Source organism: Streptomyces sp. NPDC005281, from assembly GCF_040607495.1.
In the GTDB taxonomy this organism is placed as follows: Bacteria; Actinomycetota; Actinomycetes; order Streptomycetales; family Streptomycetaceae; genus Streptomyces.
Map to the genome: position 1 here is coordinate 225,712 of NZ_JBEXGX010000008.1, position 26,020 is coordinate 251,731.

Below are 26,020 nucleotides of genomic sequence, written 5' to 3' on the forward strand. Positions count from 1 at the left end.
CGCTCAGGCGCCCGCAGACACACCGCACAGTTCCCATACGTCCAGGGGGAGTTACACCATGCGATCCATACGCCCGCCCTTCGCCGCCCGTCGAGGCAGGAGCGCGCGCCGCAGAACGTCCCCCGCCCTGGCCGCCGTCGGCCTCGTCGCGGCCCTGACGCTGACGGCCACCGCCTGCGGCTCGGGCAGCGACACGGCGAGCGGTGAGCCGACCGCGACCGCGACCCAGAGCGGCGACGGAAAGATCCAGATCCCGGACGACATCAAGAACAAGCTCAAAGAGCACGGCATCGACATCGACAAGTGGAAGGGCGGCGCCTGGAAGAACTGGGACAAGGACGAATGGCTGCGCCAGGCCGACGACTTCGTCAACCCGATCATCAAGGGCCTCTGGGACCCGTCCCGTATGCGCCGTGCCGACGACCCGGACAAGAACAAGGGCGTGAACGACAACGACCTCAGCGGTGACCAGGGCGTCACCGACCCGGAACCGGCCCCGGTGACGGCGCAGGCCGTGAAGACGTCGTACCACGCCAGCGTGCCCGAGGCGGGCAAGGTCTTCTTCGACTCCCCCGAGGGCACGATGGTCTGCTCGGCGACGGTGGTCGAGGACCCGGCGCACCCGGGCAAGTCCAACCTCGTGTGGACCGCGGGCCACTGTGTGCACGCCGGCAAGAAGGGCGGCTGGTACCGCAACATCGCCTTCGTCCCGTCCTACAACGACCAGGGCCGGACGGAGGCGCAGTTGGAGAGCGCCCCGCGCCAGGAGGTCGCTCCTTACGGTGTCTGGTGGAGCGACTGGGCGCAGACCTCGGACCAGTGGATCGAGCAGGGTGGCTCGACGGGCGGCCAGGGGGCCTCGTACGACTACGCCGTGCTGCATGTGACGCCGGAGAAGGGCGGCAACGGCAAGTCCCTTGAGGAGACGGTCGGTTCGGCGCTGCCGGTGAACTTCAACGCTCCGGCCGTGCCCCAGGTGTCGAGCCTCACCGCCACCGGATACCCGGCCGCGGCGCCGTTCGACGGACAGAAGATGTACCAGTGCACGGACAAGCCGGGCCGGCTCTCGGTCGCGCAGTCCGACCCGACGATGTACCGCATCGGCTGCACGATGACCGGCGGTTCCTCGGGCGGCGGCTGGGTGGCCACGGGTTCGGACGGCAAGCCTGCGCTGGTGTCCAACACCTCGATCGGCCCGGTCAAGTTCGGCTGGCTCGCGGGTCCGCGGCTGGGCGACGTGGCCAAGGGCGTGTACACCTCGGTGAGCGCGAAGTTCGCCGGGCGGTGACGCGCACGACGTGACGGGGGCGGCCCGTAGGCAACCCCGTCCGCGTGAGTGCCGGCCGGTGCGGACAGTCCCGTACATGGCGAAGGCCCGCCCCCTCGAAATGGGGCGGGCCTTGCCGTGTCCGAGGCGGCCGCCCGTCGGCGGACCGGTCGGGTTGTCTCAGCGCAGCGCCGGGGCGGCGGCGTACGGTGCGAGGTCCGCCGCCAGTTCCTCGTGAACCCGCACCTTGAGCAGGGTGCCCTCCCCGGTGTGCTCCTCGGAGATCACCTCGCCCTCGGTGTGGGCGCGGGCGACCAGCTTGCCGTGCGTGTACGGAACGAGCGCCTCGACCTCGACCGAGGGGCGCGGCAGCTCGCTGTCGATCAGGGCGAGGAGTTCGTTCATGCCCTGGCCCGTGCGCGCCGAGACCGCGATGGAGCGCTTCTCGATCCGCAGCAGACGCTGGAGGACCAGCGGGTCCGCCGCGTCCGCCTTGTTGATCACCACGATCTCGGGCACCTTGGTCGCGCCGACGTCACTGATGACCTCGCGCACCGCGGCCAGCTGCTCCTCCGGTGCCGGGTGCGAGCCGTCCACGACGTGCAGGATCAGGTCGGAGTCCCCGACCTCCTCCATGGTGGAGCGGAACGCCTCGACCAGGTGGTGCGGCAGATGCCGTACGAAGCCGACCGTGTCGACCAGGGTGTACAGCCGCCCGCTCGGGGTCTCGGCCCGGCGCACGGTCGGGTCGAGGGTCGCGAACAGCGCGTTCTCGACGAGGACGCCCGCGCCCGTGAGGCGGTTGAGCAGGGACGACTTGCCGGCGTTGGTGTAACCGGCGATGGCGACCGAGGGCACCTTGTTGCGGCGGCGCTCCTGGCGCTTGATCTCGCGACCGGTCTTCATGTCCGCGATCTCCCGGCGCATCTTCGCCATCTTCTCGCGGATACGGCGCCGGTCCGTCTCGATCTTGGTCTCACCGGGACCACGGGTGGCGAGTCCGCCGCCCTTGCCGCCGCCCATCTGACGGGACAGCGACTGACCCCAGCCTCGCAGGCGCGGCAGCATGTACTGCATCTGCGCGAGCGCCACCTGCGCCTTGCCCTCCCGGGACTTGGCGTGCTGGGCGAAGATGTCGAGGATCAGGGCCGTACGGTCGATGACCTTGACCTTGACGACGTCCTCGAGGTGGATGAGCTGGCCGGGGCTCAGTTCACCGTCGCAGATCACGGTGTCCGCACCGGTCTCGATGACGATGTCCCGGAGTTCGTTGGCCTTGCCGGAGCCGATGTACGTGGCCGCGTCGGGCTTGTCACGGCGCTGGACGACGCCGTCGAGCACGAGTGCTCCCGCGGTCTCCGCGAGCGCGGCCAGCTCGGCCAGCGAGTTGTCCGCGTCCTGGATGGTCCCCGTGGTCCAGACACCGACGAGGACGACGCGCTCCAGGCGGAGCTGTCGGTACTCGACCTCGGTGACGTCCTCGAGCTCGGTGGAGAGGCCCACCACACGGCGCAGGGCCGCGCGCTCGGAGCGTTCGAACTGCTCGCCGTCCCGGTCTCCGTCGATCTCGTGGCTCCAGGCGACGTCCTCTTCCATCAGGGCATCGGCCCGAAGACCTTCGGGGTAGTTCTGCGCGGAGTTCTGCGCGTCCTGGGAAGGGGAAGAAGAGGAGGTCATTGGATCCTTACGTAGATGGGTCGGGCTGCGGGCCGGCGAAAGCCGACCCCACAGGGAACAACGTCCGAGGCCACCGGGAGATTCCCGGTTCCGGCCCGGCCGACCCTCCGGAGGGGGCCGTGCCGCCGGCTCGAAGATGGTCCCACGGCACCGCCGGGCTCGTCACGCGACTTATCGTGACCCGCCGGACACCCGCGGGCATCCCTTCCCGAGGGTGTCCGGCGTGCACCAGGTCCCGGCGTTCCGGGGGCGCTCCCCGTCGCTCCGAGGGCACTCTCCGTCGCTGCGGGTTCCCGGCCGCGCCGCCTGGTCACGCGTGCTTGCGTGCCTTCGGGGCGTCGCTCTTCCAGTCCGGGTGCCCCGGCATCGGCGGCGTCTTCTCGCCGTACAGCCATACCTTGAAGAACCCGCGCAGATCGCGTGCGGCGACGGCGGAGGCGAGGTCCACGAAGTCGGCCGTCGAGGCCACGCCGTCGCGGTTGACGCTCACCCACGTCCGCTCAAGGCGCTCGAAGGCCCGGTGCCCGATCTCCTGGCGCAGCGCGTACAGGGCCAGGGCCGCGCCGTCGTAGACGTTCGGCCGGAAGATGCTGATCTTCTGGCCGGGCTTGGGGCCCTTGGGCCTGGCGGGCGGCCCGCCGGCGGCACGCCAGGAGTCGGACAGCCGGTAGGCGGCCTTCATCCGCTTCTCCATGGGCTTGTGCGCCTTCTCCTCGGCGTACAGGGCTTCGTACCAGGTGGCGTGCCCTTCGTTGAGCCATACGTCGGACCAGGCGCGGGGGGTGACACTGTCGCCGAACCACTGGTGCGACAGCTCGTGCACCATGATCGAGTCGACGTACCACTTCGGGTAGGCGGGCTGGGTGAAGAGCTCCTTCTCGAAGAGCGACAGAGTCTGTGTCTCCAGCTCGAAGCCGGTCTGCGCCTGGGCCATCAAGAGCCCGTAGGTCTCGAAGGGGTACGGTCCGACCTTGCTCTCCATCCAGGCGATCTGGCCGGGAGTCTTGCGCAGCCACGGTTCCAGCGCCGCCCGGTCGGCGCGGGGGATCACATCCCGCACGGGCAGCCCGTGCGGCCCCTCCCGGTGCAGGACGGCGGAGCGGCCGATGGACACCTGGGTCAGCTCGGTGGCCATGGGGTGCTCGGTCCGGTACGTCCAGGTGGTGGCCCCGCGGGCCCGCCGGGTGCCCTCGGGCAGCCCGTTGGCGACGACCGTGTACCGGTCGGGGGCCGTGACGCGGATGGTGAACAGGGCCTTGTCGGAGGGGTGGTCGTTGCACGGGTAGACCAGGTGCGCGGCGTCGGCCTGGCCGGCCATCGCGAGCCCGTCCTTGGTCCGTACCCAGCCGCCGTCCTGGCCCTTCGCGCTCACCGGGTCGCTGGTGTGGCGCACGGTGATGCGCAGCGGGCTCGCGGCGGGCAGCGGCTCGGACGGCGTCACCACCAGGTCCTCGCCGGCCTTCGCGAAGCGGGCGGGGGCTCCGTTGACGTCGACGGAGCGGACGGTCCCGTGCGCGAAGTCGAGGTTGACGCGGTCGAGCGGTTCCGTCGTCAGCGCGTCGATCGTGGTGACGGCCGCGAGCGGCTTGTCGTTGCCGCCGGGGTAGGTGAAGTCGAGGTCGTACGACTCGACGTCGTACCCGGGGTTGCCGAGCGTGGGGAAGAGGCGGTCGCCGACTCCCAGGGGCACGGCCGGGTCCGGGGCGCTCGCGGCGATCAGGCAGACGGAGACGGCCGAGGCGAGCAGGGCCGCCGTGACGCGGCGGCTCCTCGGACGTGCGGGCGTGGGGATGGCGTTGAGCGGCATGGACCACGGCTACCAGCGCGCACCACGTCCGCGCCGCCGACTCGCACCCGGCCCACCCGAAAGGGTAGGTGCCCGGGCTCATCGGCACCGGCACACGACCGCCGGACGCGGACGCCCGCGCACGCTCCTCCGGATCACCAAGTCGCGGTACGCCGGCCGATCGCCGCCCCTGAGCAGTCCCCGTCCCCCGGTCCGCCCCCGGGCCTCCGCCACATGGTCCCCCGGCCGACCTCGGCCGCCGCGCCTCCGGCGTACGGTCCGCTGTCCGGCCTCAGCCGCCGGGCCTGCGCCGTACATCCGCTGTCCGACCTCCACCGCCGGGCCTGCGCCACCCAATCCGTTGTCCGTTCGCCGTCCCCCGGGGCGCCGTCGCCCGGTCTACTGGGCCGCGGTCGCCGGGTGCTGGGGGCGGCTCACGTCGTACACGCCGGGTACGTTGCGCATCGCGCGCATCAGGCCCGGGAGGTGTGCGGCGTCCGGGAGCTGGAGCGTGTACGTGTGGCGGACGCGCTGCTGGCTCGGGGGTTCGACGGTCGCGGAGACGATGGCGACCCCCTCCGCCGCGATGGCCTCGGTGAGATCGGCGAGCAGGTGCGGGCGTCCGAACGACTCGGCGACCAGGGTGACACGGCACTCGGTGGTGTCCCCCCAGCGCACTCCCACCTCCGGGCGCCCCGCGGTCTTCATGCGCGCCGCTCCGGCGCACTCGACGCGGTGCACGGTGACCACTCCCCCGCGGACGGCGAAGCCGGTCACCTCGTCGGGGGGTACCGGCGTACAGCAGCCGGCCATGCGTACGGACGCGCCGGGCAGGTCGGCGACGGCGCTCGCGGGGCGGGCGGACTGCGTCTCGGTCGGGCGGGGCGGGGCCGCGAGGGGCGGCCGGCGGCCGGTCGCGGAGGCCGGGGACGCCTCCTCGGCGCCGGGTGCGGGGTGGGTGGCCATCCAGCGCTGGATGGCGATGCGCGCGGCAGGGGTGTGCGCGTGCTCCAGCCACTCCCTGGACGGCTCGGAGGCGGGGTCCTGCCCCATGAGCAGCTGAACGGTGTCGCCGTCTCTCAGGACCGTACTCAGCGTCGCCAGGCGGCCGTTGACGCGGGCGCCGATGCAGGCGTGCGCGTCCTCGCCGTACTGCGCGTAGGCCGCGTCGACGCAACTGGCGCCCTCCGGAAGGCCGAGCGAGCCCCCGTCGGCGCGGAAGACGGTGATCTCCCGGTCCTGGGCGAGGTCTTCGCGCAGCGTGGACCAGAAGGTGTCCGGGTCGGGGGCGCCCTGCTGCCAGTCGAGCAGCCGGGAGAGCCAGCCGGGGCGGGTGGGGTCGGCGCGCTCACCGTCGAAGGGGCGGTCCCCGCCGCCGTCCGGCTGGTCCTCCGACGGCGCGGTGTAGGGATTGCCGAGCGCGACGACTCCGGCCTCGGCGACCTTGTGCATCTGGTGGGTGCGGATGAGGACTTCGGCGACCTGGCCGTCGCCGCGGGTGACGGCCGTGTGCAGCGACTGGTACAGGTTGAACTTGGGGACGGCGATGAAGTCCTTGAACTCCGAGACCACCGGGGTGAGACAGGTGTGCAGTTCGCCGAGAACCCCGTAACAGTCGGCGTCCTCGTTCACGAGCACCAGAAGACGCCCGAAGTCGGCGCCGCGCATCGGACCGCGTTTGCGCGACACCCGGTGCACGGATACGAAGTGCCGTGGCCTTATGAGGACTTCGGCCTGGATCCCGGCCTCGCGGAGAACCACGCGCACCTCCTCGGCGATCTCCGCGAGGGGGTCGTCGTCGCGGCCCGCGTTCTCGGAGATGAGCTCCCGGGTGTGCTCGTACTCCTCGGGGTGCAGGATCGCGAAGACGAGGTCTTCCAGCTCGGTCTTGAGCGCCTGCACGCCGAGGCGCTCGGCGAGCGGGATGAGCACGTCGCGGGTCACCTTGGCGATGCGCGCCTGTTTCTCGGGGCGCATGACACCGAGGGTCCGCATGTTGTGCAGCCGGTCCGCGAGTTTGATCGACATGACCCGGACGTCGTTGCCGGTCGCGACCAGCATCTTGCGGAAGGTCTCGGGTTCGGCGGCGGCTCCGTAGTCGACCTTCTCCAGCTTGGTGACGCCGTCGACCAGATAGCAGACCTCGTCGCCGAACTCCTCACGGACCTGATCGAGCGTCACCTCCGTGTCCTCGACGGTGTCGTGGAGCAGAGAGGCGGTCAACGTCGTCGTCTCGGCGCCGAGTTCGGCGAGGATCAGGGTCACGGCGAGCGGGTGGGTGATGTACGGCTCGCCGCTCTTGCGCATCTGGCCTCGGTGCGAGGACTCCGCGAGCACCCAAGCCCGGCGCAGGGGTTCCAGCTTGGCGTCGGGGTGGTGGGCGCGGTGGGCCTCGGCCACATGCCCGATCGCGTCCGGCATCCGGTCGCGGGCCGTGGGCCCGAGCAGTGCGGCCCGCCCCAGCCTGCGCAGGTCGATCCGGGGCCGCGCCTTCTTGCGGTGCGCCGCGGGCACTCCGGGCTCCAGTGCCGCCGTGTGCTGGCTGGCGGGCGTGACGGGGCCTGGCGTCGCGGGATTCGTCGCCTCCGCACTCATGGGCACCTCCGGCTGCGTCAGACCGGCGGACGGGTGCCCCATGGCGTACTCGGCTCAGGGGATGGTGTCGATCCCCCGTCCGGGCCGGTGCTTGATGCTACCGACCCCACCACGCCCGGCTGACCGCCTCTCGCCGAGCGTGAAACGGATCACCCATTCGAGCGAAGGTTTTGGGGTTTACGGTTTCGATTTTCTGGAATGGGCGGCAAGGACGTACGACGTCCGTCCTGCGGCCGGGACAACGCAGGGGCGGAACGACGTCCGGGCGGAACGACGACCGGCCGATGTGACACCTCGCGCCGGTATGACCCCTCCGGCCGGGGTGACGTCTCCCGCCACTACGAGCCGGGCGCTTCGGTTCGGTCCGGTCCGGTTCGGTGAACCGTCGACGCGCGGCTCAGCGCAGTGCGCCGCCCAGCCACTCCGCGTCGATCTCGCCCTCGGCGACGATCACCGCCGGGCCCGTCATCTCGATCTCGCCGTCCGGACGCTCGGTGATGACGAGGCGTCCGCCGGGCACGTCGACGGTGTACGTCGCCGGGGTACCCGTCACGGCGGGGTCGGCGTTGTCGCGGCGGGCGGCGGCGACGGCCACGGCGCAGGCGCCCGTGCCGCAGGAGCGGGTCTCGCCCGAGCCTCGCTCGTGGACCCGCAGGGCGACATGGCCAGGGCCCCGGTCGACGACGAACTCGACGTTGACCCCGTCCGGATAGGCCGACGCCGGGGCGAAGGGCGGCGGCGCGAACAGGTCGCCGGCGTGAGCGAGATCGTCCACGAAGGCGACGGCGTGCGGGTTGCCCATGTTCACGTTGCGCGCGGGCCAGCTGCGCTCGCCGACGCTGACCGTGACCTCTCCCCCGGGCAGGAGCGCCTTGCCCATGCCGACGGTGACGTCTCCGTCCTTGGCGATGTGCACGGGCTTCACCCCGCCGCGCGTGGCGACCACGGTGTCACCTTCGGCCACATGTCCGGCGCGGTGGAGGTAGTGGGCGAACACACGCACTCCGTTGCCGCACATCTCGGCGACCGAACCGTCGCCGTTGCGGTAGTCCATGAACCACTCCGCCTCGGCCGCCATCTCCTTGGCCTCGGGGTGCTCGGCGGACCGCACGACGTGCAGCAGACCGTCGCCGCCGATGCCCGCGCGGCGGTCGCACAGGGCGGCGACGGCGGCGGGAGACAGGTCGATGGCGTTCTCCGGGTCCGGGATGATCACGAAGTCGTTCTCGGTCCCGTGGCCCTTGAGGAAGGCGATCCGCGTGCTCATTCCTCGATCGTACGGGGTCGGTACGACAGTCCGGCCCGTGCGGTGACGGCACCCGGCCCGGCACTCACGCCGGCACCGGACACGTCCGGCGGCGACACACCCGGCGACATCTCCGAGGGCCCGCGTCCCGGTGGAGCGGGCGGACGGCTCAGCGCAGCCTGGCCACGCGTCCGACGGCGAGCACGGCCACCGAGGCGACGATCACGACGTACGCGAGCACCACCCGCCAGTCGGCGCGCCGGCCGGAGCCGCGCGGCGGGAGGCCGGGCAGCGCGTAGCCGACGCGACGGGCGGCCATCAAGCCCCAGCCGGCGGCGCACAGGCAGATCAGCAGCCCGAGCATGGCGACCACGGCACCACCGTCGCCGAACTCGAAGGCGAGCGGGAACGCGAACATCAGGGAGCCCGTGGCGGCCAGCGCCACGATGGGCGCGAGCTGCCAGATGCGCAGCAGACGCTGCGGGCGCAGCTCGACCTCGACCTCCGGCTCCGGGGACATCTCGCCGGGGCCGGGGCCGTCGGCGATCACCCCGCCGAGGGTGTCCTCGGGGCCGTCGGAGCTCAGCCGCGCTCCGCCCAGCTCCGGCTCGACGCCGTGGTCTGCGTCCGGATCGATGCTCAGACGAACTCCGTCCCGATCGGCACCGTACTCGGTGCCGCGTGCAGTGTCGCGAGGGCCGGCCTCCATCGCCACGCGCCCTCCCAACTCGGACTTCACTGGTCGATCGAAGCTCGATGATGGCACGGCGCAGGAGGCCCGGATGACGGCCGGAGCGTCCCGATGCCATGACGTGATCAGGCTGTGACCGGTCGTTCGACCAACGCCAGTGCGAGTTCCGGGAGTTCTGTGAGATCCGCCGCAGCCCCACTGAGCCAATGCACCCTGGGGTCGCGCCGGAACCATGAATCCTGACGGCGCGCGAAGCGCTTGGTGGCGCGAACGGTCTCGGCGCGGGCCTCGTCCTCGGTGCACTCTCCGGCGAGCGCCGTGAGCACCTGCTGGTATCCGAGTGCGCGGGAGGCCGTGCGCCCGGCGCGCAGTCCTTGCGCCTCCAGTGTGCGGACCTCGTCCACGAGCCCGGCCTCCCACATCCGGTCCACCCGGCGCGCGATGCGCTCGTCGAGCTCGGGGCGGGCCACGTCGACACCGATCTGAAGGGTGTCGTAGACGGAGTCGTGGCCGGGCAGATTGGCGGTGAAGGGCTTGCCGGTGATCTCGATGACCTCGAGGGCGCGGACGATGCGGCGGCCGTTGCTGGGCAGGATCGCCCGGGCCGCCCCGGGGTCGTTCATGGCGAGCCGCGCGTGCAGGGCTCCCGAGCCGCGCAGGGCGAGCTCCTCCTCCAGGCGGGCGCGCACGGCGGGGTCGGTGCCGGGGAACTCCATCTTGTCGACGGCCCCGCGCACGTACAGTCCGGAGCCGCCCACCAGGATCGGCCAGCGGCCCTCGGCCAGCAGCGCGTCGATCCGGGCGCGGGCGAGCCGCTGGTACTCGGCGACACTGGCGGTGACCGTCACGTCCCAGATGTCCAGGAGGTGGTGCGGGACGCCGCCGCGCTCTTCGGGCGTCAGCTTGGCGGTGCCGATGTCCATCCCGCGGTAGAGCTGCATCGAGTCGGCGTTGACGACCTCGCCGCCAAGACGCCTGGCTAGGAAAACGCCCAGATCGGACTTTCCTGCCGCGGTCGGTCCGACAACGGCGATGACCCGGGGTGCGGGGGGTGTGCTGCTCACGGTCCCAGTCTCGCAAACCCCGGGACCTCTCCCGCAACGAGCCGCGTGACGCGACGGTTCCGGGTTCGTTCCCTCTTGCGGGGCTCCGGCCGCCGGTCACGAGAACCGGGGACCCGGGTGACGCAATGGGCCGCACCGGGCAACGCGGAATTTCGCCCTCACGAGTAACGTATGGAGCTGATATGGGCGTTTTTGAACGGCTTCTCCGGAGGTCGAAGGCCACCGAGGAGGCGCCGGCCGCGGAGGTGGGGACCGACGCGGAGCCGGCCGTCACCGAGGCGAGGGTGGCGGTGGAGGCCGAAGGTCCGTCCGAGGACGAGGGTTCGCCCGAGTGCGAGGAGACGGCGGGCTCCGCCGAGACCACCGGGACCGCCGCCGAGACCACCGGCACCTCTTCGGAGGACGTCGGCATCCCCAGGCAGCAGACGGCCGAACAGGCCGCCGACGCCGAGGCCGGCAAGGGCTCCCCCACGTAACTGTCCCGCGAGGGAAGGCGAACCATGGGTCTGATGGACAATCTGAAAGCCAAGCTGGAGCCCGCCAAGGACAAGGTCTCCGGGCTCGCGCAGCAGCACGGGCACAAGGTCGCTCACGGTCTCGACAAGGCCGCGAAGGTGGTCGACGACAAGACCAAGCACAAGTACAGCGACAAGATCCACACGGGCACGGGCAAGGCCAAGGACGCCGTGGACCGCCTCGCGCACAAGGACGACGGCACGGACACGGACACGCCGACCCCGCCCCGGGCGTCCTGAACGACCCGCGCGTCGGTTCCGAACAACCCACGCGCCGATCCTGAGTGGCCCGCGCGTCGGTCCCGAAACGACCCGCGCATCGGTCCTGAACGACCCGCGCGTCGGCGGACGGCCGCGAAGAGCCCAGGCTGCTTCCGGCCGCCCGCCGCGTCGAGGGCGCGCACAGCCGTCCCCGAACCTCAGGGGCGTGCCCGGCCCTCCACGCGGAACAGACGCCCGTAGAAAGCCGTCGTCGGCCGCCGGTTCCTACGACCAGGCCGCCACGAGGTATCCCACCCCGTAGGGAGCGTCGTCGTAGAGCAGGGCGCCGCCGAGCCCCGCGCCCTCGGCCGCGCCCGCGAGGACCTGCCAGGGGGCGCGCCCCGCCGCCTTCAGCTCGTACGCCAGTGACGCGTCGAGCGCCTTGAGGGCCGCGACGTCGGCCGCCCCGAGCGCCCGGGCGACCTCCGCGTCGAAGTCCGCCGCGCGCTCGTCGAGATAGCCCGGGGCCTTGAGGGTCCTGCACGCGCCGGCGTCACCCATCACGAGCAGGGCCACCCGCGCGGCCCGCCCGCCCAGCTGCTCACCGGCCAGGACGCACCGCTCGGCCTCCAGACCTTCGCCGACCCCGAGCCCCTCCACCGGGGCGTCGGACCAGCCGGTGCGCTCCAGCAGCCAGGCGGCGACGGCGAGGGAGGACGGCAGTTCACGTCCGGGGGACGCGGGGCTCATGCCGTCCGCGCCTTCCGCGCCATCTCGGTCGGAGGTCACGCCGTCCGCGTCCGGGCAGCCGAGCCAGACGTCGAGGTCGACCCCGAAACCGCTGAAGGAGCCCCGGGTGCCCTCCGGATGGGGTCCGCGACCGCTCTCCCCGGCCGGGCCGACGACCACCAGCAGGTCGGGACGGGAGGCGGCGAGCACCCCGAGGGCGTCCATGCACGCGGCACGCGCGGCGTCCAGCTCGGGGGCCGCGCCCGCGGCGACCTCGGGGACGAGCAGCGGAGGGCAGGGGCAGACTGCGGCGGCTACAAGCATGATCCGCAGCGTAACCCCGTACGACGCCGATCCACCCTGGCCGCCGCGGTTCCGCCCGTCCGCCGCGGTCCAGGCGCGGTCCAGGCTGTCCGCCGCGGTCCCGCCCGTCCCGCCCGTCCGGCGCGGTCCGGCGCGTCGGCGTGGGCCCACCGGTGCGCCCGTGCGGGCGCACCCATGCTCTCGTCCCGGCTCAGCCCGGCCAGGGTCCCCCGGCCTCGGTGCTGCCCTGCTCGGTGAAGCCGATGTGTCCTCCGGGCAGGCCCCGGGTCAGTCGCAGCCGCAGCCGCTGCCCACGGCGACCGGCAGCGGCTCAGGGGCGCCGATCTTCGGCAGGCCCAGCATGACGCCCGTCGGCTTGGCGGCCTCGGCCGCGTTGCGCTTCTCCCAGGCGTCTCCCGCGCGCGTGCGGCGCACGTCCAGGACGGCGCCCTCGGCGAGCAGGTGGTGCGGGGCCGCGTAGGTGATCTCGACGGTGACCACGTCACCGGGGCGGACCTCTTCGCCGGGCTTGGTGAAGTGGACCAGCCGGTTGTCGGCGGCGCGGCCCGACAGGCGGTGGGTGGCGCCGTCCTTGCGTCCCTCGCCCTCGGCGACCATCAGCTCGAGGACCCGGCCGACCTGCTTCTTGTTCTCGTCCCAGGAGATCTCCTCCTGGAGGGCGACGAGACGCTCGTAGCGCGCCTGGACGACCTCCTTGGGGATCTGCCCCTCCATGGTGGCCGCCGGGGTACCGGGACGCTTGGAGTACTGGAACGTGAAGGCGGCGGAGAAGCGGGCCTCGCGGACCGCGTGGAGGGTCTGCTCGAAGTCCTCCTCCGTCTCGCCGGGGAAGCCCACGATGATGTCGGTGGTGATCGCCGCGTGCGGGATGGCGTCCCGGACCTTCTCGATGATCCCGAGGAAGCGGTCCTGGCGGTACGAGCGGCGCATGGCCTTCAGGACGGTGTCCGATCCGGACTGCATCGGCATGTGCAGCTGCGGCATCACGTTCGGCGTCTCGGCCATGGCGGCGATCACGTCGTCGGTGAAGTCGCGCGGGTGCGGCGAGGTGAAGCGCACGCGCTCCAGGCCCTCGATCTTCCCGCAGGCCCGCAGCAGCTTGCTGAAGGCCTCGCGGTCGCCGATGTCGCTGCCGTACGCGTTGACGTTCTGGCCGAGGAGGGTGATCTCGGAGACGCCCTCGCCCACCAGTGCCTCGATCTCGGCCAGGATGTCGCCGGTCCGGCGGTCCTTCTCCTTGCCGCGCAGCGCCGGAACGATGCAGAAGGTGCAGGTGTTGTTGCAGCCGACGGAGATCGACACCCAGGCCGCGTACGCGCTCTCGCGGCGGGTCGGCAGCGTGGAGGGGAAGGCCTCCAGGGACTCGGCGATCTCGATCTGCGCCTCTTCCTGGACGCGGGCGCGCTCCAGGAGGACCGGCAGCTTGCCGATGTTGTGCGTGCCGAAGACGACGTCCACCCACGGGGCCCGCTTCACGATGGTGTCGCGGTCCTTCTGGGCGAGACAGCCGCCGACGGCGATCTGCATGCCCGGGCGCTTCGTCTTCATCGGGGCGAGGCGGCCGAGGTTGCCGTAGAGCTTGTTGTCGGCGTTCTCGCGTACGGCGCAGGTGTTGAAGACGACGACGTCCGCGTCCCCGTCCGCGCCCTCGGGCGCCCGCACGTAACCGGCGTCCTCCAGGAGCCCGGAGAGCCGTTCGGAGTCATGGACGTTCATCTGGCACCCGTAGGTGCGCACTTCGTACGTCTTGGATTCCTGAACGTCCACTGCCTGACTCCGGTCGCCGCTGCTCATGGGACAAGGGTAGGCGGTGCCGGGAGCGCGTCCGGACGCCGAGCCCCGCAGCCCGTCACAGGACGTGCGGCTCCCGGCACCCGGCGTGCGGTCCGGGCGACCACGCGCCGGTGACCGGCCTCCGGCACCCCGTCGGGTCCGCGGCCGGTCATCCGCCCAGCGCGACGAACCGATCCGCGACGGTCCCCGCGGCGGCTCCGAGCAGGATCGTGTAGTGGTTGGAACCGTCGATCAGCTCGGCGGAAAGGTCCGCAGGACCGTCGGTCCAGCGTTCGACGACGGACGCAGGCAGCATGGGCGGCTCCTGGCCGAGCAGTCCGAGCGGCGCGTTCAGCAGCAGGGCGGGGACGCGCAGTCCCGTGAGCCGGGCGGCGAACAGGCCGGCCGACGTCAGCAGATCACGCCCGTCGTGGCGCACGGCCTCCTCACGGACCTTCGAACGCCTGGCACCCAGGGATCCTGTGACGTCGTAGCGCACGTACGCCTCGATGTCCGCGTTCCAGTGCGGTCCGAGCGCAGGATGCGCGCGGAAGAAGGCGACGTAGTCCGCGTCGCTCCCGTACGTCCTGCCGAGGCGGGCAAGCGCCGGTCCGAGCGTGGCGTCCAGAACGGCGTCGGGGTCCGCGCCCGGCGGGACGGACAGCGGCAGGCCGCCGTCGACGAGCAGCAGCCGGTCGAACAGCGCGGGCCGGAGGGCGGCGGCGGTCAGCGCGATGTACGCGCCCATCGAGTGGCCGGTCAGGGCGACCGGCCGGCCGCCGCCCAGGTCCTGGGCCAGCCGGCACAGGTCCATGGCGTGCCGGTCGAGGCCGTACGGGCCGGGGGTGTCCGCGCTTCCGCCGCGTCCGCGCAGGTCGGGCGCGAACAGGCTCCACTCGTCGGGGAGCCGACGGGCCACGGCGCGAAAGGACATCCCGGATCCGGTGATGCCGTGCGCCGCGAGGGCGGTCCGCGGTCCCGTGCCGAATCTGAGGACACGGAGGGCTCCGCCCTCGACGGGGAGATCGAGTTCGGCCGGCTCGTTCATACGCTCTCCTGGTCGTCGCTGGGTACCCCGGGGTGGCGGCGGACGTGCGGCCTCCTCCACCGGGCATACCCAGGTCCTACGTGTCCGGTCCGGCGGGGCATACCCAGGTCCTACGTGGCCTCCTCCGGCGGGGCGTAAACAGGTCCTACGCGTCCGGCCCGGCGGAGCGCAGCCAGGCTCTCTGCGTCCGGCCCGGCGGGGCGTACCCGGCTCCTACGCGTCCGGAGCGTTCCACCCCTGGCGCCGCAGCACCTGCGACACGTCCGGTGCCCGGTAGTGCTCGCCCTTGAGCACCTTGCCGTCGGCCCTGCGGGCGACGTGCCCGTCCGGGCCGAGCTTCGTCATGTTGGCCCGGTGGATCTCGGCGATCACCGCGTCGAGGTCGATGCCGTGGACGAGGGCCGTGCCGTACGCCACGTACACGACGTCGGCGAGCTCGTGGGCCAGCCGGTCGAGCGGACCGCCGACCGAGACCTCGGCGACCTCGGCGGCCTCCTCGGCCAGCAGTTCGCCGCGGTGTGCGGCGAGCTTCGGGGAGACCTCGGCCGGGGTGCCGCGGGCCTCGAGACCGAAGGCGAGATGGAACGCACGGACCAGGGCCGCCGGGGAGGCCGGGGAGGCCACCGGGGGAACGGGAGAGTCCGGAGAGACGGAAGACACGGAGATCGCCGAGGACCCGGAAATGTCGGAAGCCACGCAAGGCACCGGGGCGCCGCCAGGCACCGAAGGAACTCGGGACGCCGGGGCGCCGGGAGGACCCGAAGAGGCGTGAGGTGCCGGGGAGCCGGGCGGCGGGACCTGCTGCGGCGAGGACGGCTGCATCCGGCGAGCCTACCGATCCGCCGGGGCCCCCTCACGGGCCCGGCCCTGGCCAGGACCGGGCCCGGGCTGGCAGGATCGCGCGCATGTTCCAGGCACTCCCCCGTATCGGCCGGCGAAGCGCGCTGTTCGGCTCGACGGCCGTCCTCGCGGTCGTCGGGCTGCTGCTGTGGTGGCTGCTGCCGCTGGGCGAGGAGTCCCCGAGCGGGACGATCACGTTCAGCACGGGCACCCCGACCGGGGTCTACCAGATGTACGGCAAGCTCCTTCAGGGCGCCATAGCCAAGGACATGCCGAACCTGAACGTGCAGCTGCTGAACAGCGACGGATCGCAGGAGAACATCAGCCGGGTGGCCACGGGCAAGGCCGACTTCACCATCGCCGCGGCCGACGCGGTGGAGACGTACGTCCTCCAGAACAAGCCGGGGGCGAAGCGGCTGCGCGGCTGCTCGCGGCTCTACGACGACTATGTGCACCTGGTGGTCCCGCGCTCCTCGCCCATACGGTCCGTGGAGGACCTGAAGGGCCGTAGGGTCGCAGTCGGACCGAGCGGTTCCGGGGTGAGGCTGATCGCGAACCATGTGCTCGAGGCGGCGGGGCTGGACCCCGCCAAGGACGTCAAGCCCCTCGCCGAAGGCATCGCGACCATGCCGGGCCTGCTCGAACAGCACAAGATCGACGCCTTCTTCTGGTCGGGCGGTCTGCCGACGAACGCCGTCCAGAAGCTCTCCAAGGCCTACGACATCCGGCTGGTGCCGATCGGCAACGACCTCGTCGAGAAGCTGCACGAGCAGGGCGGCGCCTCCCGCTACTACCGGTCCGCCGTGATGCCCGCCGACGCCTACCCCGAGGCGCAGCGAGGCTCCGCAGTGCCGACCCTCGCCGTGGCCAACTTCCTGATCACCCGGGAGGACGCCGACGCGAACCTCACCGAGCAGCTCACCCGCACGGTGATCGCGAGCCGGGACCGCATCGGCGCCGTGGTGCACGCGGCCCAGCTGGTCGACCTGCGCACGGCGATCTACACGGACCCGCTGCCCCTGCACGAGGGCGCGCGGCGCTACTACCGGTCGATCAAGCCGTAGCGGCCGCCCCCGCGCGGACGTTCCGCGGGCTCTCTCAGGTCGCCTGCTCCGACCTGGGCACCGTCACCGTCACCCGCAGACCGTGCGGTTCGTGGTGGTCGTACGCGATGGAGCCGCCGCCCGCGGCGAGCAGGGCCCGGGAGATGGAGAGGCCGAGGCCCGAGCCCTTGACGTTCTGGTGGGCGGTGCTGCGCCAGAAGCGGTCGCCTATGCGGGCCAGGTCCTCGTCACCGAGGCCGGGGCCGCCGTCGGTGACCACGACGGTCGAGGACTCGCCGTTCGAGGCGACCGTCACCTCGACGCTCTCCCCCTCGGGCGTGAACTTGACCGCGTTGTCGATCACCGCGTCCAGCGCGCTGGACAACGTGATGGGGTCGGCCCACGCGGTCGTGGCCGGGCAGTTCCCCACCAGGTGTACGCCCCTCATGTCGGCGACCGGCTGCCAGGACGCCACCCGCTCCGCGGTCAGCGCGCCGATGTCGGTCAGGCGCACATCGGCCTCGGCGTGCTCGGCGAGGGCCAGGTCGAGCAGGTCGTCGAGAACCTGGGTGAGGCGCTTGCCCTCGGTGCGGACGGACGCGATCTCCTCGTTGCCCTCCGGGAGTTCGAGGGCGAGCAGTTCGATCCGCAGCAGCAACGCCGAGAGCGGGTTGCGCAGTTGGTGCGAGGCGTCGGCGACGAAGGCACGCTGCTGCTCCAGCACGCTCTCGACGTTGTCCGCCATCTCGTTGAACGACCGCGCCAGACGCTGGAGTTCGGGCGGTCCGCCGGCGGGAGCGACCCGGGACTTGAGGCGGCCGGTCGCGATGTCGTGGGTGGTGGCGTCGAGAACCCGTACGGGCCTGAGCACCCAGCCGGTCAGGCGCAGCGCGGCACCGAGCGCGAGCAGCATCGCGGCGATCTCGCCGGCGCCGATGACCAGCAAGCCGTGCAGGGTCTTGGACCGCATCTGGCCGGTGGGCGAGTCGGTGACGACGACGCCGATGACGTCACCGTCCCTGATGACCGGGGAGGCGACGACGAGACGGCGGTGCTGCCAGGGCCAGACCTGTTCGGGGTCATGGCTGCGACGGCTGACGAGCGCCTCGTTGAAGGCCTCGCGGGCGGCGCCCGCCTTGGGCAGGAGCCAGCTCTCCGGCGCGTTGGCCATCGGCTCGTCGTCGCGGTAGAAGACGCCGGCCCGGATGCCGTACACCTCGTAGTAGCGGGTGAGTTCCGTGCGCAGGGTCTCGCCGCGCTCGTCCGGGAAGCCCGCCCGGGACCGGCTCGGGGAGTCGGTGACGTACTGGGCGAGCGCGGCGAAGCGCGCGGTGTCGTCGATGCGGTCGACGACCACGCGCTGCTGCTGCGCCGCCGCGACGCTCACCGCGAGCGGGACGCCGAGCGCGAGCAGCACGGCCGCCATCAGGACGATGAGCAGCGGGAGCAGGCGGGTACGCACCCGTGCCCGCTACGAAGCCGGGGCGACGAGCCGGTACCCGACGCCGCGTACGGTCTCGATCAGCGCCGGCATGCGCAGTTTGGAGCGCAGCGATGCCACGTGCACCTCCAGCGTGCGGCCGGTGCCTTCCCAGCTGGTGCGCCACACCTCGCTGATGATCTGCTCGCGGCGGAACACCACCCCGGGGCGCTGGGCCAGCAGCGCGAGCAGGTCGAACTCCTTGCGGGTCAGCTGGACCGTCGAACCATCCACGGTGACCTGGCGGTTGGGGAGTTCGATGCGTACGGATCCGAGGAGCACCAGGCCCTCGCCGGATGCCGACGCGTCGTCGTGGGCGCTGCGCCTGCTGACGGCGTGGATCCGGGCGAGCAGTTCCCCGGTGTCGTACGGCTTCACCACGTAGTCGTCGGCGCCGAGGTTGAGGCCGTGGATGCGGGAGCGGACGTCCGCGCGCGCGGTGACCATGATCACCGGTGTGGCGGTCCGCTTGCGGATCTTGCCGCAGACCTCGTAGCCGTCCTGGTCGGGCAGGCCGAGGTCGAGCAGGACGACGCCGAAGCCGTCGCTCTCCGGGACGAGTGCCTGAAGGGCCTCCTCGCCGCTGCGGGCATGCGTGACCTCGAAGCCGTGCCGTGCCAGCACCGCGGACAGGGCGGCGGCGACGTGGTTGTCGTCCTCGACGAGGAGCAGTCTCATTCCGGCCCCCTCCGGTTCATCGGTCGTGCCTTTTCGTCGGTCGTACGGTCTCGGGTCTCGGGTCTCATCGGTCGAACGGTCCCCGTTTCAAGAACACGGTGCATCGCGCGCGTGCACCAAGGAAGTCACGCCGATGGACAAGGACGGCGTCAAGGGACTTCGGGTTGCCCGGGGCTTCCGTTACCCAGCCGGTACGCGCTTCCGGGGGGGTCGCTACGACACGTGTCCGATTGCTACCGGATCGTGATGCTCAAGTTCCCCTCAGATGTAATGACGCTGGTCGTGAGGGGTTACTACTGTCCACCGAAACCGAGGAGGACGGAGCCCAAAAGCGATGACCGAGGTATCGGCGGTCAACGACGCCATGGCCGGGACCGACGAACTGGTCGTCCTGAGAGGCGTCAACAAGCACTTCGGCGCGTTGCACGTGCTCCAGGACATCGATCTGACGATCACCCGTGGCGAGGTCGTCGTGGTCATCGGGCCCTCCGGGTCCGGGAAGTCCACCCTGTGCCGCACGATCAACCGCCTGGAGACGATCGATTCGGGTGACATCTCGATCGACGGCAAGCCGCTGCCCCAGGAGGGCAAGGGGCTCGCCCGCCTCCGGGCCGACGTGGGCATGGTCTTCCAGTCCTTCAACCTCTTCGCGCACAAGACCGTGCTCGAGAACGTGATGCTGGGGCAGATCAAGGTCCGCAAGACCGGCAAGCAGGCGGCGGAGGAGAAGGCCCGTGCCCTGCTCGACCGCGTCGGCGTGGGCACGCAGGCCGACAAGTACCCGGCGCAGTTGTCGGGCGGTCAGCAGCAACGTGTCGCCATCGCGCGGGCGTTGGCGATGGACCCCAAGGTGATGCTCTTCGACGAGCCGACCTCGGCGCTCGACCCCGAGATGATCAACGAGGTCCTCGAGGTCATGCAGCAGCTCGCCCGGGACGGCATGACCATGATCGTCGTCACGCATGAGATGGGCTTCGCCCGTTCGGCCGCCAACCGAGTCGTGTTCATGGCCGACGGCCGCATCGTCGAAGAGGCCGTGCCGGACCAGTTCTTCAGCAACCCGCGCAGCGACCGCGCCAAGGACTTCCTGTCGAAGATCCTGCACCACTGACGTCCCCGCGCGCGGGGATCACTGACGTCCTCGCGCGCGGCGGACCCGCACGTCACCTGCCAGTCGACGGCCCGCACTTCACCCTTACCCGAAGGATGTTCATCATGAAGCTCCGCAAGGCAGCTGCCGCTTCGGCCGCCGTACTCGCCCTCGCCTCGGCCGCCACCGCGTGCGGTTCGAGCGACAAGAACGACAGCGGGTCCTCGGGCGGCGGCAAGATCAAGGTCGGCATCAAGTTCGACCAGCCCGGTCTCGGCCTACAGCAGCCGGACGGTTCCTTCGCCGGTTTCGACGTGGACGTCGCGACCTATGTGGCGGGGCAGCTCGGATACAAGCCCAAGCAGATCCAGTTCATCCAGACCAAGAGCGCCGACCGCGAGAACGCGCTGGCCCGCGGTGACGTGAAGTTCATCGCGGCCACCTACTCGATCACCGACGAGCGCAAGCAGAAGGTCGACTTCGCCGGCCCGTACCTGCTGGCCCACCAGGACCTCCTCGTGAAGACCGACTCGAAGATCACCAAGGGCACGGACCTCAACGGCAAGAAGCTCTGCTCCGTGACGGGCTCGACCTCGGCGCAGAACGTCCACGACACCATCGCCCCGAAGGCCAACCTGAAGGAGTACAGCGGCTATTCGGAGTGCATCGCCGCCCTCCAGAGCGGCGCCGTGGACGCGGTGACCACCGACGACTCGATCCTCGCGGGCTTCGCCGCGCAGGACAAGTACAAGGGCCAGTTCAAGCTCGCCGGCCTCAAGCTGAGCAACGAGAACTACGGCATCGGCGTCAAGAAGGGCGACGCCGCGCTGGAGAAGAAGATCAACACCGCGCTGGAGAAGATGGTCAGCGACGGCTCCTGGCAGAAGGCGGTCGAGAAGAACTTCGGCCCGGCGAGCTACAAGAACGAGCCGGCACCGAAGATCGGCGCGATCGTCAAGTAGTCCGCGGGTCACCGGACAACGCAGGGCCCTCGGGCAACGCGGGAATCCGCGGTTCACACGGGGTTGCGCAGGTGTGCCGCCGCCCGCCGCGATCACGGCGGCGGCAAGCCGCGCCCACCCCGTCCGCCACGTACACCACCACCCGGAAGCGCGGGAGATCGTGTTCGACTTTCTTCAAGGTTATGACGTCCTAGGGGCGTTCTGGATGACGGTGAAGCTCACCGTCTTCTCCGCCCTCGGCTCCCTGGTCCTGGGCACCCTGCTGGCCGCGATGCGGGTCAGCCCGGTCCCGCTCATGCGCGGATTCGGCACCGCCTACGTGAACATCGTCCGGAACATCCCCCTGACGGTCATCATCGTCTTCAGTTCGCTCGGCCTCGCGGACATCTTCGGTGTGACGATGGGCGCCTCCGACGACTTCAAGCTCCAGGCCTTCCGGCTCGCGGTGCTCAGCCTGATCGGCTATCACGCGGCCTTCGTCTGCGAGGCGCTGCGCTCCGGCATCAACACCGTTCCGGTCGGGCAGGCCGAGGCGGCCCGCGCGATCGGGCTGAGCTTCGGCCAGACGCTCCGGCTCGTCGTGCTGCCGCAGGCGTACCGTGCCGTCGTCGTCCCGCTGGCGAACGTGCTGATCGCGCTGACCAAGAACACGACCGTGGCCGCCGCGATCGGCGTGGCCGAGGCCGCCGCCCTGATGAAGACGATGATCGAGAACGAGGCCCAGACGGTCCTCATCGCCGCGGTCTTCGCCTTCGGGTTCGTGGTCCTGACCCTCCCCACCGGCCTCTTCTTCGGCTGGCTGGGCAAGCGACTGGCGGTGAAGCGATGACCTCCGTCCTCTACGACGCTCCCGGCCCCCGCGCCAAGCGCCGCAACGTGGTCCTCTCGGTGTTCTTCGTCATCCTGCTCGCGCTGCTGCTGTGGTGGATATGGCTGGCGATGGACGACAAGGGCCAGCTGAAATGGTCCCTGTGGGAGCCGTTCACGACGGCGAACGCCTGGAGCACCTATCTGTGGCCGGGCCTTCTCGGCACGTTGAAGGCCGCCGCGCTCAGCATGGTGATCGCCCTCCCGCTGGGCGCCGTCTTCGGCATCGCGCGCATGTCCGACCACCGCTGGGTACGCGTTCCGGCGGGCACCGTGGTCGAGTTCTTCCGCTCGATCCCGGTCCTGCTGCTCATGCTGTTCGCGAACGAGCTCTACGCCAAGTCCGCGAACATCGTGAGCGAGGACCGTCCGTTCTACGCGGTCGTCACCGGCCTGGTTCTCTACAACGCCTCGGTCCTCGCCGAGGTCGTACGGGCCGGCATCCTCGCGCTGCCCAAGGGACAGACGGAGGCCGCGTACGCGATCGGGCTGCGCAAGGGGCAGACGATGACCAGCATCCTGCTGCCGCAGTCGGTCACCGTGATGCTCCCGGCGATCGTCAGCCAGCTCGTCGTCATCGTGAAGGACACCGCACTGGGCGGTGTGATGATCGGATACGCCGAACTCCTCACCGCCCGCAGCACCCTGGCGGCCAACTACGCCAACGTCGTCCCGAGCTTCATCGTGGTCGCCGTCGTCTTCATCGTGCTGAACTTCTCGATCACCAGCTTCGCCTCCTGGCTCGAGGGGAGGCTGCGCCGTGGCAAGAAGACGACCGGCGCGGTGCTCTCGCCGAACGACGCCGCCATCGAAGGTACGGCCTCGACCGGTGCCGGCGGAGGAATCTAGGGGCGGTCATCGATTCGGCCGAGGGACTCCGCGCATCGATCGGGGTCCCCCGCACCGCCCGATTCTGACGGATCGTCCGAACATCGGTCGATCCATGTGACCGAAGGGGTCAGTGACGTGATCGCCACGGACCTCGTCACTTGACGCAAGCAGCGGCAATGGGTTGCATACGTTCTGTGATCGTGCACCCTGCTCCACCTGCCTGTTCCCGTACGTCCCTCAGGACACAGCTCCGTGCAGGGGGCACCGCGCCGTGGACCCGGTGATCATCGTCGGAGCGGGGCCCGTGGGGCTCACGCTGGCCCTTGCGCTGGCTCGCCAGGAAGTACCCTCCGTCGTCCTCGACGAGGGACCTGGCAAGGACGAACTGAGGCTCGCGCGGACCGTGGTGCTGCGCGAGGACACGGTCGCGCTGGTCGAGCGGCTGACAGGTCTGCCTCTCGACGACGCCGGCTTCCGTTGGGCCGGATGGCGGTCGATGCGGCGCAAGCAGGTGATGCGCGAGATCGCGTTCGGCGGGGAGGCATCCGGGGGCACGAAGGACGCCTCCGATCCTCCGGGCGCCGGTGCCGCGTGGGGCGAGGGTCCTCGGGGGACCGTCGCCCCACGCGGCACCGGCGCTTCCCGGGAGGCGGAAGGCGCCACGGACGGCGAGGAGTTCGACGCCCCGCTGCACATCGCCCAGCACGCGCTGACCGGCGCCCTGCGCGAGGCCATCATCCACGAGCGGCTCGTCAAGGTCGCCGTGCACAGCCGCCTCGACTCCGTCGAACAGGACGGCTCCGGCGTCACGGCGCACACCCGGGGCCCCAACGGCACCTGGTGGCGCGGAAGTTACCTGGCCGGCTGCGACGGACCCCGGTCGACGGTGCGCAAGCTCCTGGACATCCGCTTCCCCGGGCGCACCGCCGTCGAACGGCACGCCGTGGCGGCCCTGCGCACGGAACTCCCCTGGCCCGGCGAAGCGTTGCTGCACCGGATGACACCCTGGCGCACCTCCGGCCCCTCAGCCGGCGAGGTGAGCGCCCGTCCGCTCGCCGAGGACGTCTGGCGGCTGGACTGGCTGCTGCCCCCGGGCAAGGACCTCGTCACGCCCGACCTGCTGGTGGCACGCATCCGGGAGACCCTCGGGGGCTGGAGCGGCGGCGCCACACCCGCGTACGAGCTGCTCGACACCGGAGTCCACGCCGTCCACCACCGGCTGGCCCGCCGCTGGCGTGTCGGCCGGGTCTTCCTCGCCGGGGACGCGGCCCATCTGCTGGGCGCCCTCGGCACCCAGGGCCTGGACGAAGGACTGCGGGACGCCGACAACCTCGCCTGGAAACTGGCACTCGGCTGGCATCACGGCCCGCGCACCGCGCTCCTCGACAGCTACCAGGCGGAGCGGCGCGCGGTGGTCGCCGCCCGGCTGCGCGCCGCCGACCAGGCGCTGCCGCTGCTGCGGAGCGGCGGCGGCCTGCGCGCCTACGTCCCCGGATCCGCACGCGGCCACGACGCGCTGCTCACGGACGGCCACCTGGGCCGCGGCCCGCTGGGCGCGCCGGGGGCGTACACCGGCTCCCCGCTCATGCCCCCGCCAGCCGAATCGCACGCCCCCGTCGACACCGAGCCCGGCGCACCGGTGGTCGACGTACGGGTGACCGCGGAGGACGGCTCGTTCGTACCGCTGCGGGAGCGGCTCGGGCGCGGGGTCCTGCTCGTCGTCCTGATCGCCCCGGGTACGGGAGTGTGGGCGCGCAAGCACTGGGTGACGGCCGGCATCATGCCGCGGCTCGCCGCCTCCGTGACCGCGCTGCCGCACCCCGCCGAACTGCTCGTCGCGGAGAGTTACCCGGGTGCGGCGGCGCACACCGTGCTGCTGGTCCGCCCCGACGGGCACCTGGTCACCGCGCTCGGCGGGGTCCGGCCGGCCGACCTGTACGAGGCGGCCGAGGCGGCCCTCGGCGGACCCGCGAAGGCGGACGCCCAGAGCGCCGCGGAGGCGACCGCGGGCCGGAGCTGAACGCCCTGTGACCGTCCTGCCCGGGATCTCCCGGCTCCCCGGGCTTCCATGGTCCATATAGTGACGGTGAGTTGACCGGCCTGCGCCACCATGGTCTACTCCGGATCGTGACCGACACCTGTGTGCGCCTGTGGCGGAGGGTCCATATGGACCTCGTCCGCTATGCGGGCTGCGTGTGTCGTCCGTCCCTCTGACTTCGCATCCTCACCTTCCGCGCGCCGCCGCCGTGCCATCGCGCGCTCCTCTCGCGAACTCTCAGGACGGTCCGAGTGTCTGTGCCACCCCCTGTATCCACGCATACCCCCGCCGCCGCCTCCGTGCCCTCCGCCGTCTCCGGCGCACCCCGCACTCCCACGCAGGCCGGTCTGCTGGCCTTCGTACGCCGCACGGCAGCCGATACCGAGCTGATCGCCTCGCTTCCCCTGGACCCCGAGGGCCGTACCTGGGTGCGGCTCGAAGGCCCCGGCGGCAGCGAGGCCTGGCTCATCGGCTGGCCGCCCGGCACCGGGACCGGCTGGCACGACCACGCCGAATCGGTGGGCGCCTTCCTCACCGCGTCGGGCGAGCTCAAGGAGAACTCTCTCGCCGCCCGGCTGCCCGCCGACGGCTGGAAGACCCTGGAACTCACCGAGGAGATCGACCGCACGCGGAGGCTGCCCGCGGGCACCGGCCGCGGCTTCGGGCGCCATCACGTGCACGAGGTGCTCAACGAGTCCACCGAGCAGCACGCGATCTCCGTCCACGCCTACTACCCGCCGCTCCCGCAGATCCGCCGGTACAGCCGTACGGGCCAGATCCTGCGTCTGGAGCACGTCGAGCGTCCGGAGGACTGGCAGTGAGCGACCCCCGGAAGCCCGTCGGCATCGACGTCCTGCTGGAGCAGGTCCGCGCGGGCCTGGACCGCGTGGAGGCGGAGGATGCCTTCGCGACCGTAGAACGTGGCGAAGCGCTGCTGGTCGACACCCGGTACGCCGCCCTGCGGGAACGGGACGGCCTGATCCCCGGTGCTCTCGTCGTCGAGCGCAACGAACTGGAGTGGCGGCTCGACCCCACGGGCAGTCATCGCGCCCCGGAGGCCACCAGCCATGACCTGCGGTTCGTGCTGTTCTGCAACGAGGGATACGCCTCCAGCCTCGCCGCCGAGTCCCTGCGCCGGCTGGGACTGCACAGGGCCACCGATCTGATCGGCGGCTTCCAGGCGTGGAAGAGCGCCGGACTTCCGGTGACAGCCGCCGACCCGGAGAGCTGACCACCCGCTTCACGCGAGGTCAGGCCGCCCGTGTACACAAGGCC

24 protein-coding genes are annotated in these 26,020 nt (G+C 71.3%); 12 read left to right on the forward strand and 12 right to left on the reverse strand.

The genetic code is table 11. The annotated features are described in order from the left end of the window. Positions 1-58: 58 nt before the first annotated feature. Positions 59-1,288, forward strand: a complete 1,230-nt coding sequence (locus tag ABZV42_RS14340; RefSeq protein WP_355987855.1) for a hypothetical protein — start codon at positions 59-61, stop codon at positions 1,286-1,288. Positions 1,289-1,447: 159 nt separating this feature from the next. On the opposite strand, the gene hflX is transcribed toward ABZV42_RS14340, so the two are convergent. From hflX to miaA, 6 genes are all read right to left on the reverse strand, one after another. Continuing rightward, positions 1,448-2,944 (reverse strand): GTPase HflX, encoded by a 1,497-nt coding sequence (gene hflX / locus ABZV42_RS14345; protein ID WP_355987857.1) that lies wholly within the window; start codon positions 2,942-2,944, stop codon positions 1,448-1,450. A 310-nt stretch (positions 2,945-3,254) separates the two neighbouring features. Further along, positions 3,255-4,751, reverse strand: coding sequence for a M1 family metallopeptidase (locus tag ABZV42_RS14350; protein WP_355987859.1), 1,497 nt, complete (start codon positions 4,749-4,751; stop codon positions 3,255-3,257). Between the two features lie 378 nt (positions 4,752-5,129). Further along, the gene (locus tag ABZV42_RS14355) at positions 5,130-7,325 is read right to left on the reverse strand and encodes an HD domain-containing protein (protein WP_356052080.1); all 2,196 of its coding nucleotides are present in this window, start codon (positions 7,323-7,325) and stop codon (positions 5,130-5,132) included. Between the two features lie 397 nt (positions 7,326-7,722). Beyond that, positions 7,723-8,592: a diaminopimelate epimerase gene (gene dapF / locus ABZV42_RS14360; RefSeq protein WP_355987863.1), complete on the reverse strand. Its 870-nt coding sequence runs from the start codon at positions 8,590-8,592 to the stop codon at positions 7,723-7,725. Positions 8,593-8,740: 148 nt separating this feature from the next. Beyond that, the gene (locus tag ABZV42_RS14365; protein WP_355987936.1) at positions 8,741-9,280 is read right to left on the reverse strand and encodes a hypothetical protein; all 540 of its coding nucleotides are present in this window, start codon (positions 9,278-9,280) and stop codon (positions 8,741-8,743) included. A 107-nt stretch (positions 9,281-9,387) separates the two neighbouring features. Further along, on the reverse strand, positions 9,388-10,326 hold the full coding sequence (gene miaA, locus ABZV42_RS14370; protein ID WP_355987865.1) for a tRNA (adenosine(37)-N6)-dimethylallyltransferase MiaA: 939 nt from the start codon (positions 10,324-10,326) through the stop codon (positions 9,388-9,390). 182 nt (positions 10,327-10,508) lie between these two features. Here miaA and ABZV42_RS14375 point away from each other — a divergent pair, with 182 nt between their 5' ends. Together ABZV42_RS14375 and ABZV42_RS14380 are read left to right on the forward strand one after the other, a co-directional pair. Further along, complete coding sequence (locus tag ABZV42_RS14375; RefSeq protein WP_355987867.1) at positions 10,509-10,802, forward strand: hypothetical protein; 294 nt, start codon at positions 10,509-10,511, stop codon at positions 10,800-10,802. A gap of 24 nt (positions 10,803-10,826) precedes the next feature. After that, positions 10,827-11,081, forward strand: coding sequence for an antitoxin (locus ABZV42_RS14380; RefSeq protein ID WP_355987869.1), 255 nt, complete (start codon positions 10,827-10,829; stop codon positions 11,079-11,081). A gap of 246 nt (positions 11,082-11,327) precedes the next feature. Here ABZV42_RS14380 and ABZV42_RS14385 read toward each other — a convergent pair whose 3' ends face one another. The 4 genes from ABZV42_RS14385 to ABZV42_RS14400 all read right to left on the reverse strand — a co-directional run bounded on the left by ABZV42_RS14385 (position 11,328) and on the right by ABZV42_RS14400 (position 15,540). After that, complete coding sequence (locus tag ABZV42_RS14385; protein ID WP_356052082.1) at positions 11,328-12,095, reverse strand: class III extradiol dioxygenase subunit B-like domain-containing protein; 768 nt, start codon at positions 12,093-12,095, stop codon at positions 11,328-11,330. Positions 12,096-12,362: 267 nt separating this feature from the next. Further along, positions 12,363-13,889: a tRNA (N6-isopentenyl adenosine(37)-C2)-methylthiotransferase MiaB gene (gene miaB, locus ABZV42_RS14390; protein ID WP_356052084.1), complete on the reverse strand. Its 1,527-nt coding sequence runs from the start codon at positions 13,887-13,889 to the stop codon at positions 12,363-12,365. Between the two features lie 148 nt (positions 13,890-14,037). After that, on the reverse strand, positions 14,038-14,916 hold the full coding sequence (locus ABZV42_RS14395) for an alpha/beta hydrolase (RefSeq protein ID WP_355987875.1): 879 nt from the start codon (positions 14,914-14,916) through the stop codon (positions 14,038-14,040). Between the two features lie 213 nt (positions 14,917-15,129). After that, positions 15,130-15,540: a MazG nucleotide pyrophosphohydrolase domain-containing protein gene (locus tag ABZV42_RS14400; protein WP_355987877.1), complete on the reverse strand. Its 411-nt coding sequence runs from the start codon at positions 15,538-15,540 to the stop codon at positions 15,130-15,132. Positions 15,541-15,821: 281 nt separating this feature from the next. On the opposite strand from ABZV42_RS14400, the gene ABZV42_RS14405 reads away from it, so the two are divergent. Further along, complete coding sequence (locus ABZV42_RS14405; RefSeq protein WP_355987879.1) at positions 15,822-16,820, forward strand: TAXI family TRAP transporter solute-binding subunit; 999 nt, start codon at positions 15,822-15,824, stop codon at positions 16,818-16,820. Positions 16,821-16,854: 34 nt separating this feature from the next. Here ABZV42_RS14405 and ABZV42_RS14410 read toward each other — a convergent pair whose 3' ends face one another. Both ABZV42_RS14410 and ABZV42_RS14415 read right to left on the reverse strand, forming a co-directional pair. Beyond that, entirely contained in the window at positions 16,855-18,261 is a 1,407-nt protein-coding gene (locus tag ABZV42_RS14410) for a HAMP domain-containing sensor histidine kinase (RefSeq protein WP_355987881.1), read from the reverse strand. A 9-nt stretch (positions 18,262-18,270) separates the two neighbouring features. After that, entirely contained in the window at positions 18,271-18,957 is a 687-nt protein-coding gene (locus ABZV42_RS14415; protein WP_355987883.1) for a response regulator transcription factor, read from the reverse strand. A gap of 334 nt (positions 18,958-19,291) precedes the next feature. Between ABZV42_RS14415 and ABZV42_RS14420 the strand changes: the two genes are divergently transcribed. The 8 genes from ABZV42_RS14420 to ABZV42_RS14455 all read left to right on the forward strand — a co-directional run bounded on the left by ABZV42_RS14420 (position 19,292) and on the right by ABZV42_RS14455 (position 25,976). Further along, positions 19,292-20,068, forward strand: a complete 777-nt coding sequence (locus ABZV42_RS14420; protein ID WP_355987885.1) for an amino acid ABC transporter ATP-binding protein — start codon at positions 19,292-19,294, stop codon at positions 20,066-20,068. Positions 20,069-20,172: 104 nt separating this feature from the next. After that, complete coding sequence (locus ABZV42_RS14425) at positions 20,173-21,009, forward strand: glutamate ABC transporter substrate-binding protein (RefSeq protein ID WP_355987887.1); 837 nt, start codon at positions 20,173-20,175, stop codon at positions 21,007-21,009. Between the two features lie 160 nt (positions 21,010-21,169). Next, positions 21,170-21,838 (forward strand): amino acid ABC transporter permease, encoded by a 669-nt coding sequence (locus ABZV42_RS14430; protein WP_355987889.1) that lies wholly within the window; start codon positions 21,170-21,172, stop codon positions 21,836-21,838. Continuing rightward, the gene (locus tag ABZV42_RS14435) at positions 21,835-22,725 is read left to right on the forward strand and encodes an amino acid ABC transporter permease (RefSeq protein WP_355987891.1); all 891 of its coding nucleotides are present in this window, start codon (positions 21,835-21,837) and stop codon (positions 22,723-22,725) included. Before ABZV42_RS14430 ends, ABZV42_RS14435 begins: the two co-directional genes overlap by 4 nt. Positions 22,726-22,978: 253 nt before the next feature. Next, the gene (locus tag ABZV42_RS14440; RefSeq protein WP_355987893.1) at positions 22,979-24,727 is read left to right on the forward strand and encodes an FAD-dependent monooxygenase; all 1,749 of its coding nucleotides are present in this window, start codon (positions 22,979-22,981) and stop codon (positions 24,725-24,727) included. A 122-nt stretch (positions 24,728-24,849) separates the two neighbouring features. Then, positions 24,850-24,921: a putative leader peptide gene (locus ABZV42_RS14445; RefSeq protein ID WP_355987938.1), complete on the forward strand. Its 72-nt coding sequence runs from the start codon at positions 24,850-24,852 to the stop codon at positions 24,919-24,921. Between the two features lie 123 nt (positions 24,922-25,044). Then, the gene (locus ABZV42_RS14450; RefSeq protein WP_355987940.1) at positions 25,045-25,566 is read left to right on the forward strand and encodes a cysteine dioxygenase; all 522 of its coding nucleotides are present in this window, start codon (positions 25,045-25,047) and stop codon (positions 25,564-25,566) included. Further along, on the forward strand, positions 25,563-25,976 hold the full coding sequence (locus tag ABZV42_RS14455) for a rhodanese-like domain-containing protein (protein WP_356052086.1): 414 nt from the start codon (positions 25,563-25,565) through the stop codon (positions 25,974-25,976). The genes ABZV42_RS14450 and ABZV42_RS14455 overlap by 4 nt, the downstream gene beginning before the upstream one ends. Positions 25,977-26,020 lie beyond the last annotated feature (44 nt).

Coding starts and splice junctions, on each gene's coding strand:
- ABZV42_RS14415 (WP_355987883.1), bottom strand. CDS start 18,957: ATGAGACTGCTCCTCGTCGAGGACGACAACCACGTCGCCGCCGCCCTG.
- ABZV42_RS14385 (WP_356052082.1), bottom strand. CDS start 12,095: ATGCTTGTAGCCGCCGCAGTCTGCCCCTGCCCTCCGCTGCTCGTCCCC.
- ABZV42_RS14380 (WP_355987869.1), top strand. CDS start 10,827: ATGGGTCTGATGGACAATCTGAAAGCCAAGCTGGAGCCCGCCAAGGAC.
- ABZV42_RS14355 (WP_356052080.1), bottom strand. CDS start 7,325: ATGAGTGCGGAGGCGACGAATCCCGCGACGCCAGGCCCCGTCACGCCC.
- ABZV42_RS14405 (WP_355987879.1), top strand. CDS start 15,822: ATGTTCCAGGCACTCCCCCGTATCGGCCGGCGAAGCGCGCTGTTCGGC.
- ABZV42_RS14395 (WP_355987875.1), bottom strand. CDS start 14,916: ATGAACGAGCCGGCCGAACTCGATCTCCCCGTCGAGGGCGGAGCCCTC.
- ABZV42_RS14420 (WP_355987885.1), top strand. CDS start 19,292: ATGACCGAGGTATCGGCGGTCAACGACGCCATGGCCGGGACCGACGAA.
- ABZV42_RS14340 (WP_355987855.1), top strand. CDS start 59: ATGCGATCCATACGCCCGCCCTTCGCCGCCCGTCGAGGCAGGAGCGCG.
- ABZV42_RS14365 (WP_355987936.1), bottom strand. CDS start 9,280: ATGGAGGCCGGCCCTCGCGACACTGCACGCGGCACCGAGTACGGTGCC.
- ABZV42_RS14435 (WP_355987891.1), top strand. CDS start 21,835: ATGACCTCCGTCCTCTACGACGCTCCCGGCCCCCGCGCCAAGCGCCGC.
- ABZV42_RS14375 (WP_355987867.1), top strand. CDS start 10,509: ATGGGCGTTTTTGAACGGCTTCTCCGGAGGTCGAAGGCCACCGAGGAG.
- hflX (WP_355987857.1), bottom strand. CDS start 2,944: ATGACCTCCTCTTCTTCCCCTTCCCAGGACGCGCAGAACTCCGCGCAG.
- ABZV42_RS14425 (WP_355987887.1), top strand. CDS start 20,173: ATGAAGCTCCGCAAGGCAGCTGCCGCTTCGGCCGCCGTACTCGCCCTC.
- miaB (WP_356052084.1), bottom strand. CDS start 13,889: ATGAGCAGCGGCGACCGGAGTCAGGCAGTGGACGTTCAGGAATCCAAG.
- ABZV42_RS14350 (WP_355987859.1), bottom strand. CDS start 4,751: ATGCCGCTCAACGCCATCCCCACGCCCGCACGTCCGAGGAGCCGCCGC.
- dapF (WP_355987863.1), bottom strand. CDS start 8,592: ATGAGCACGCGGATCGCCTTCCTCAAGGGCCACGGGACCGAGAACGAC.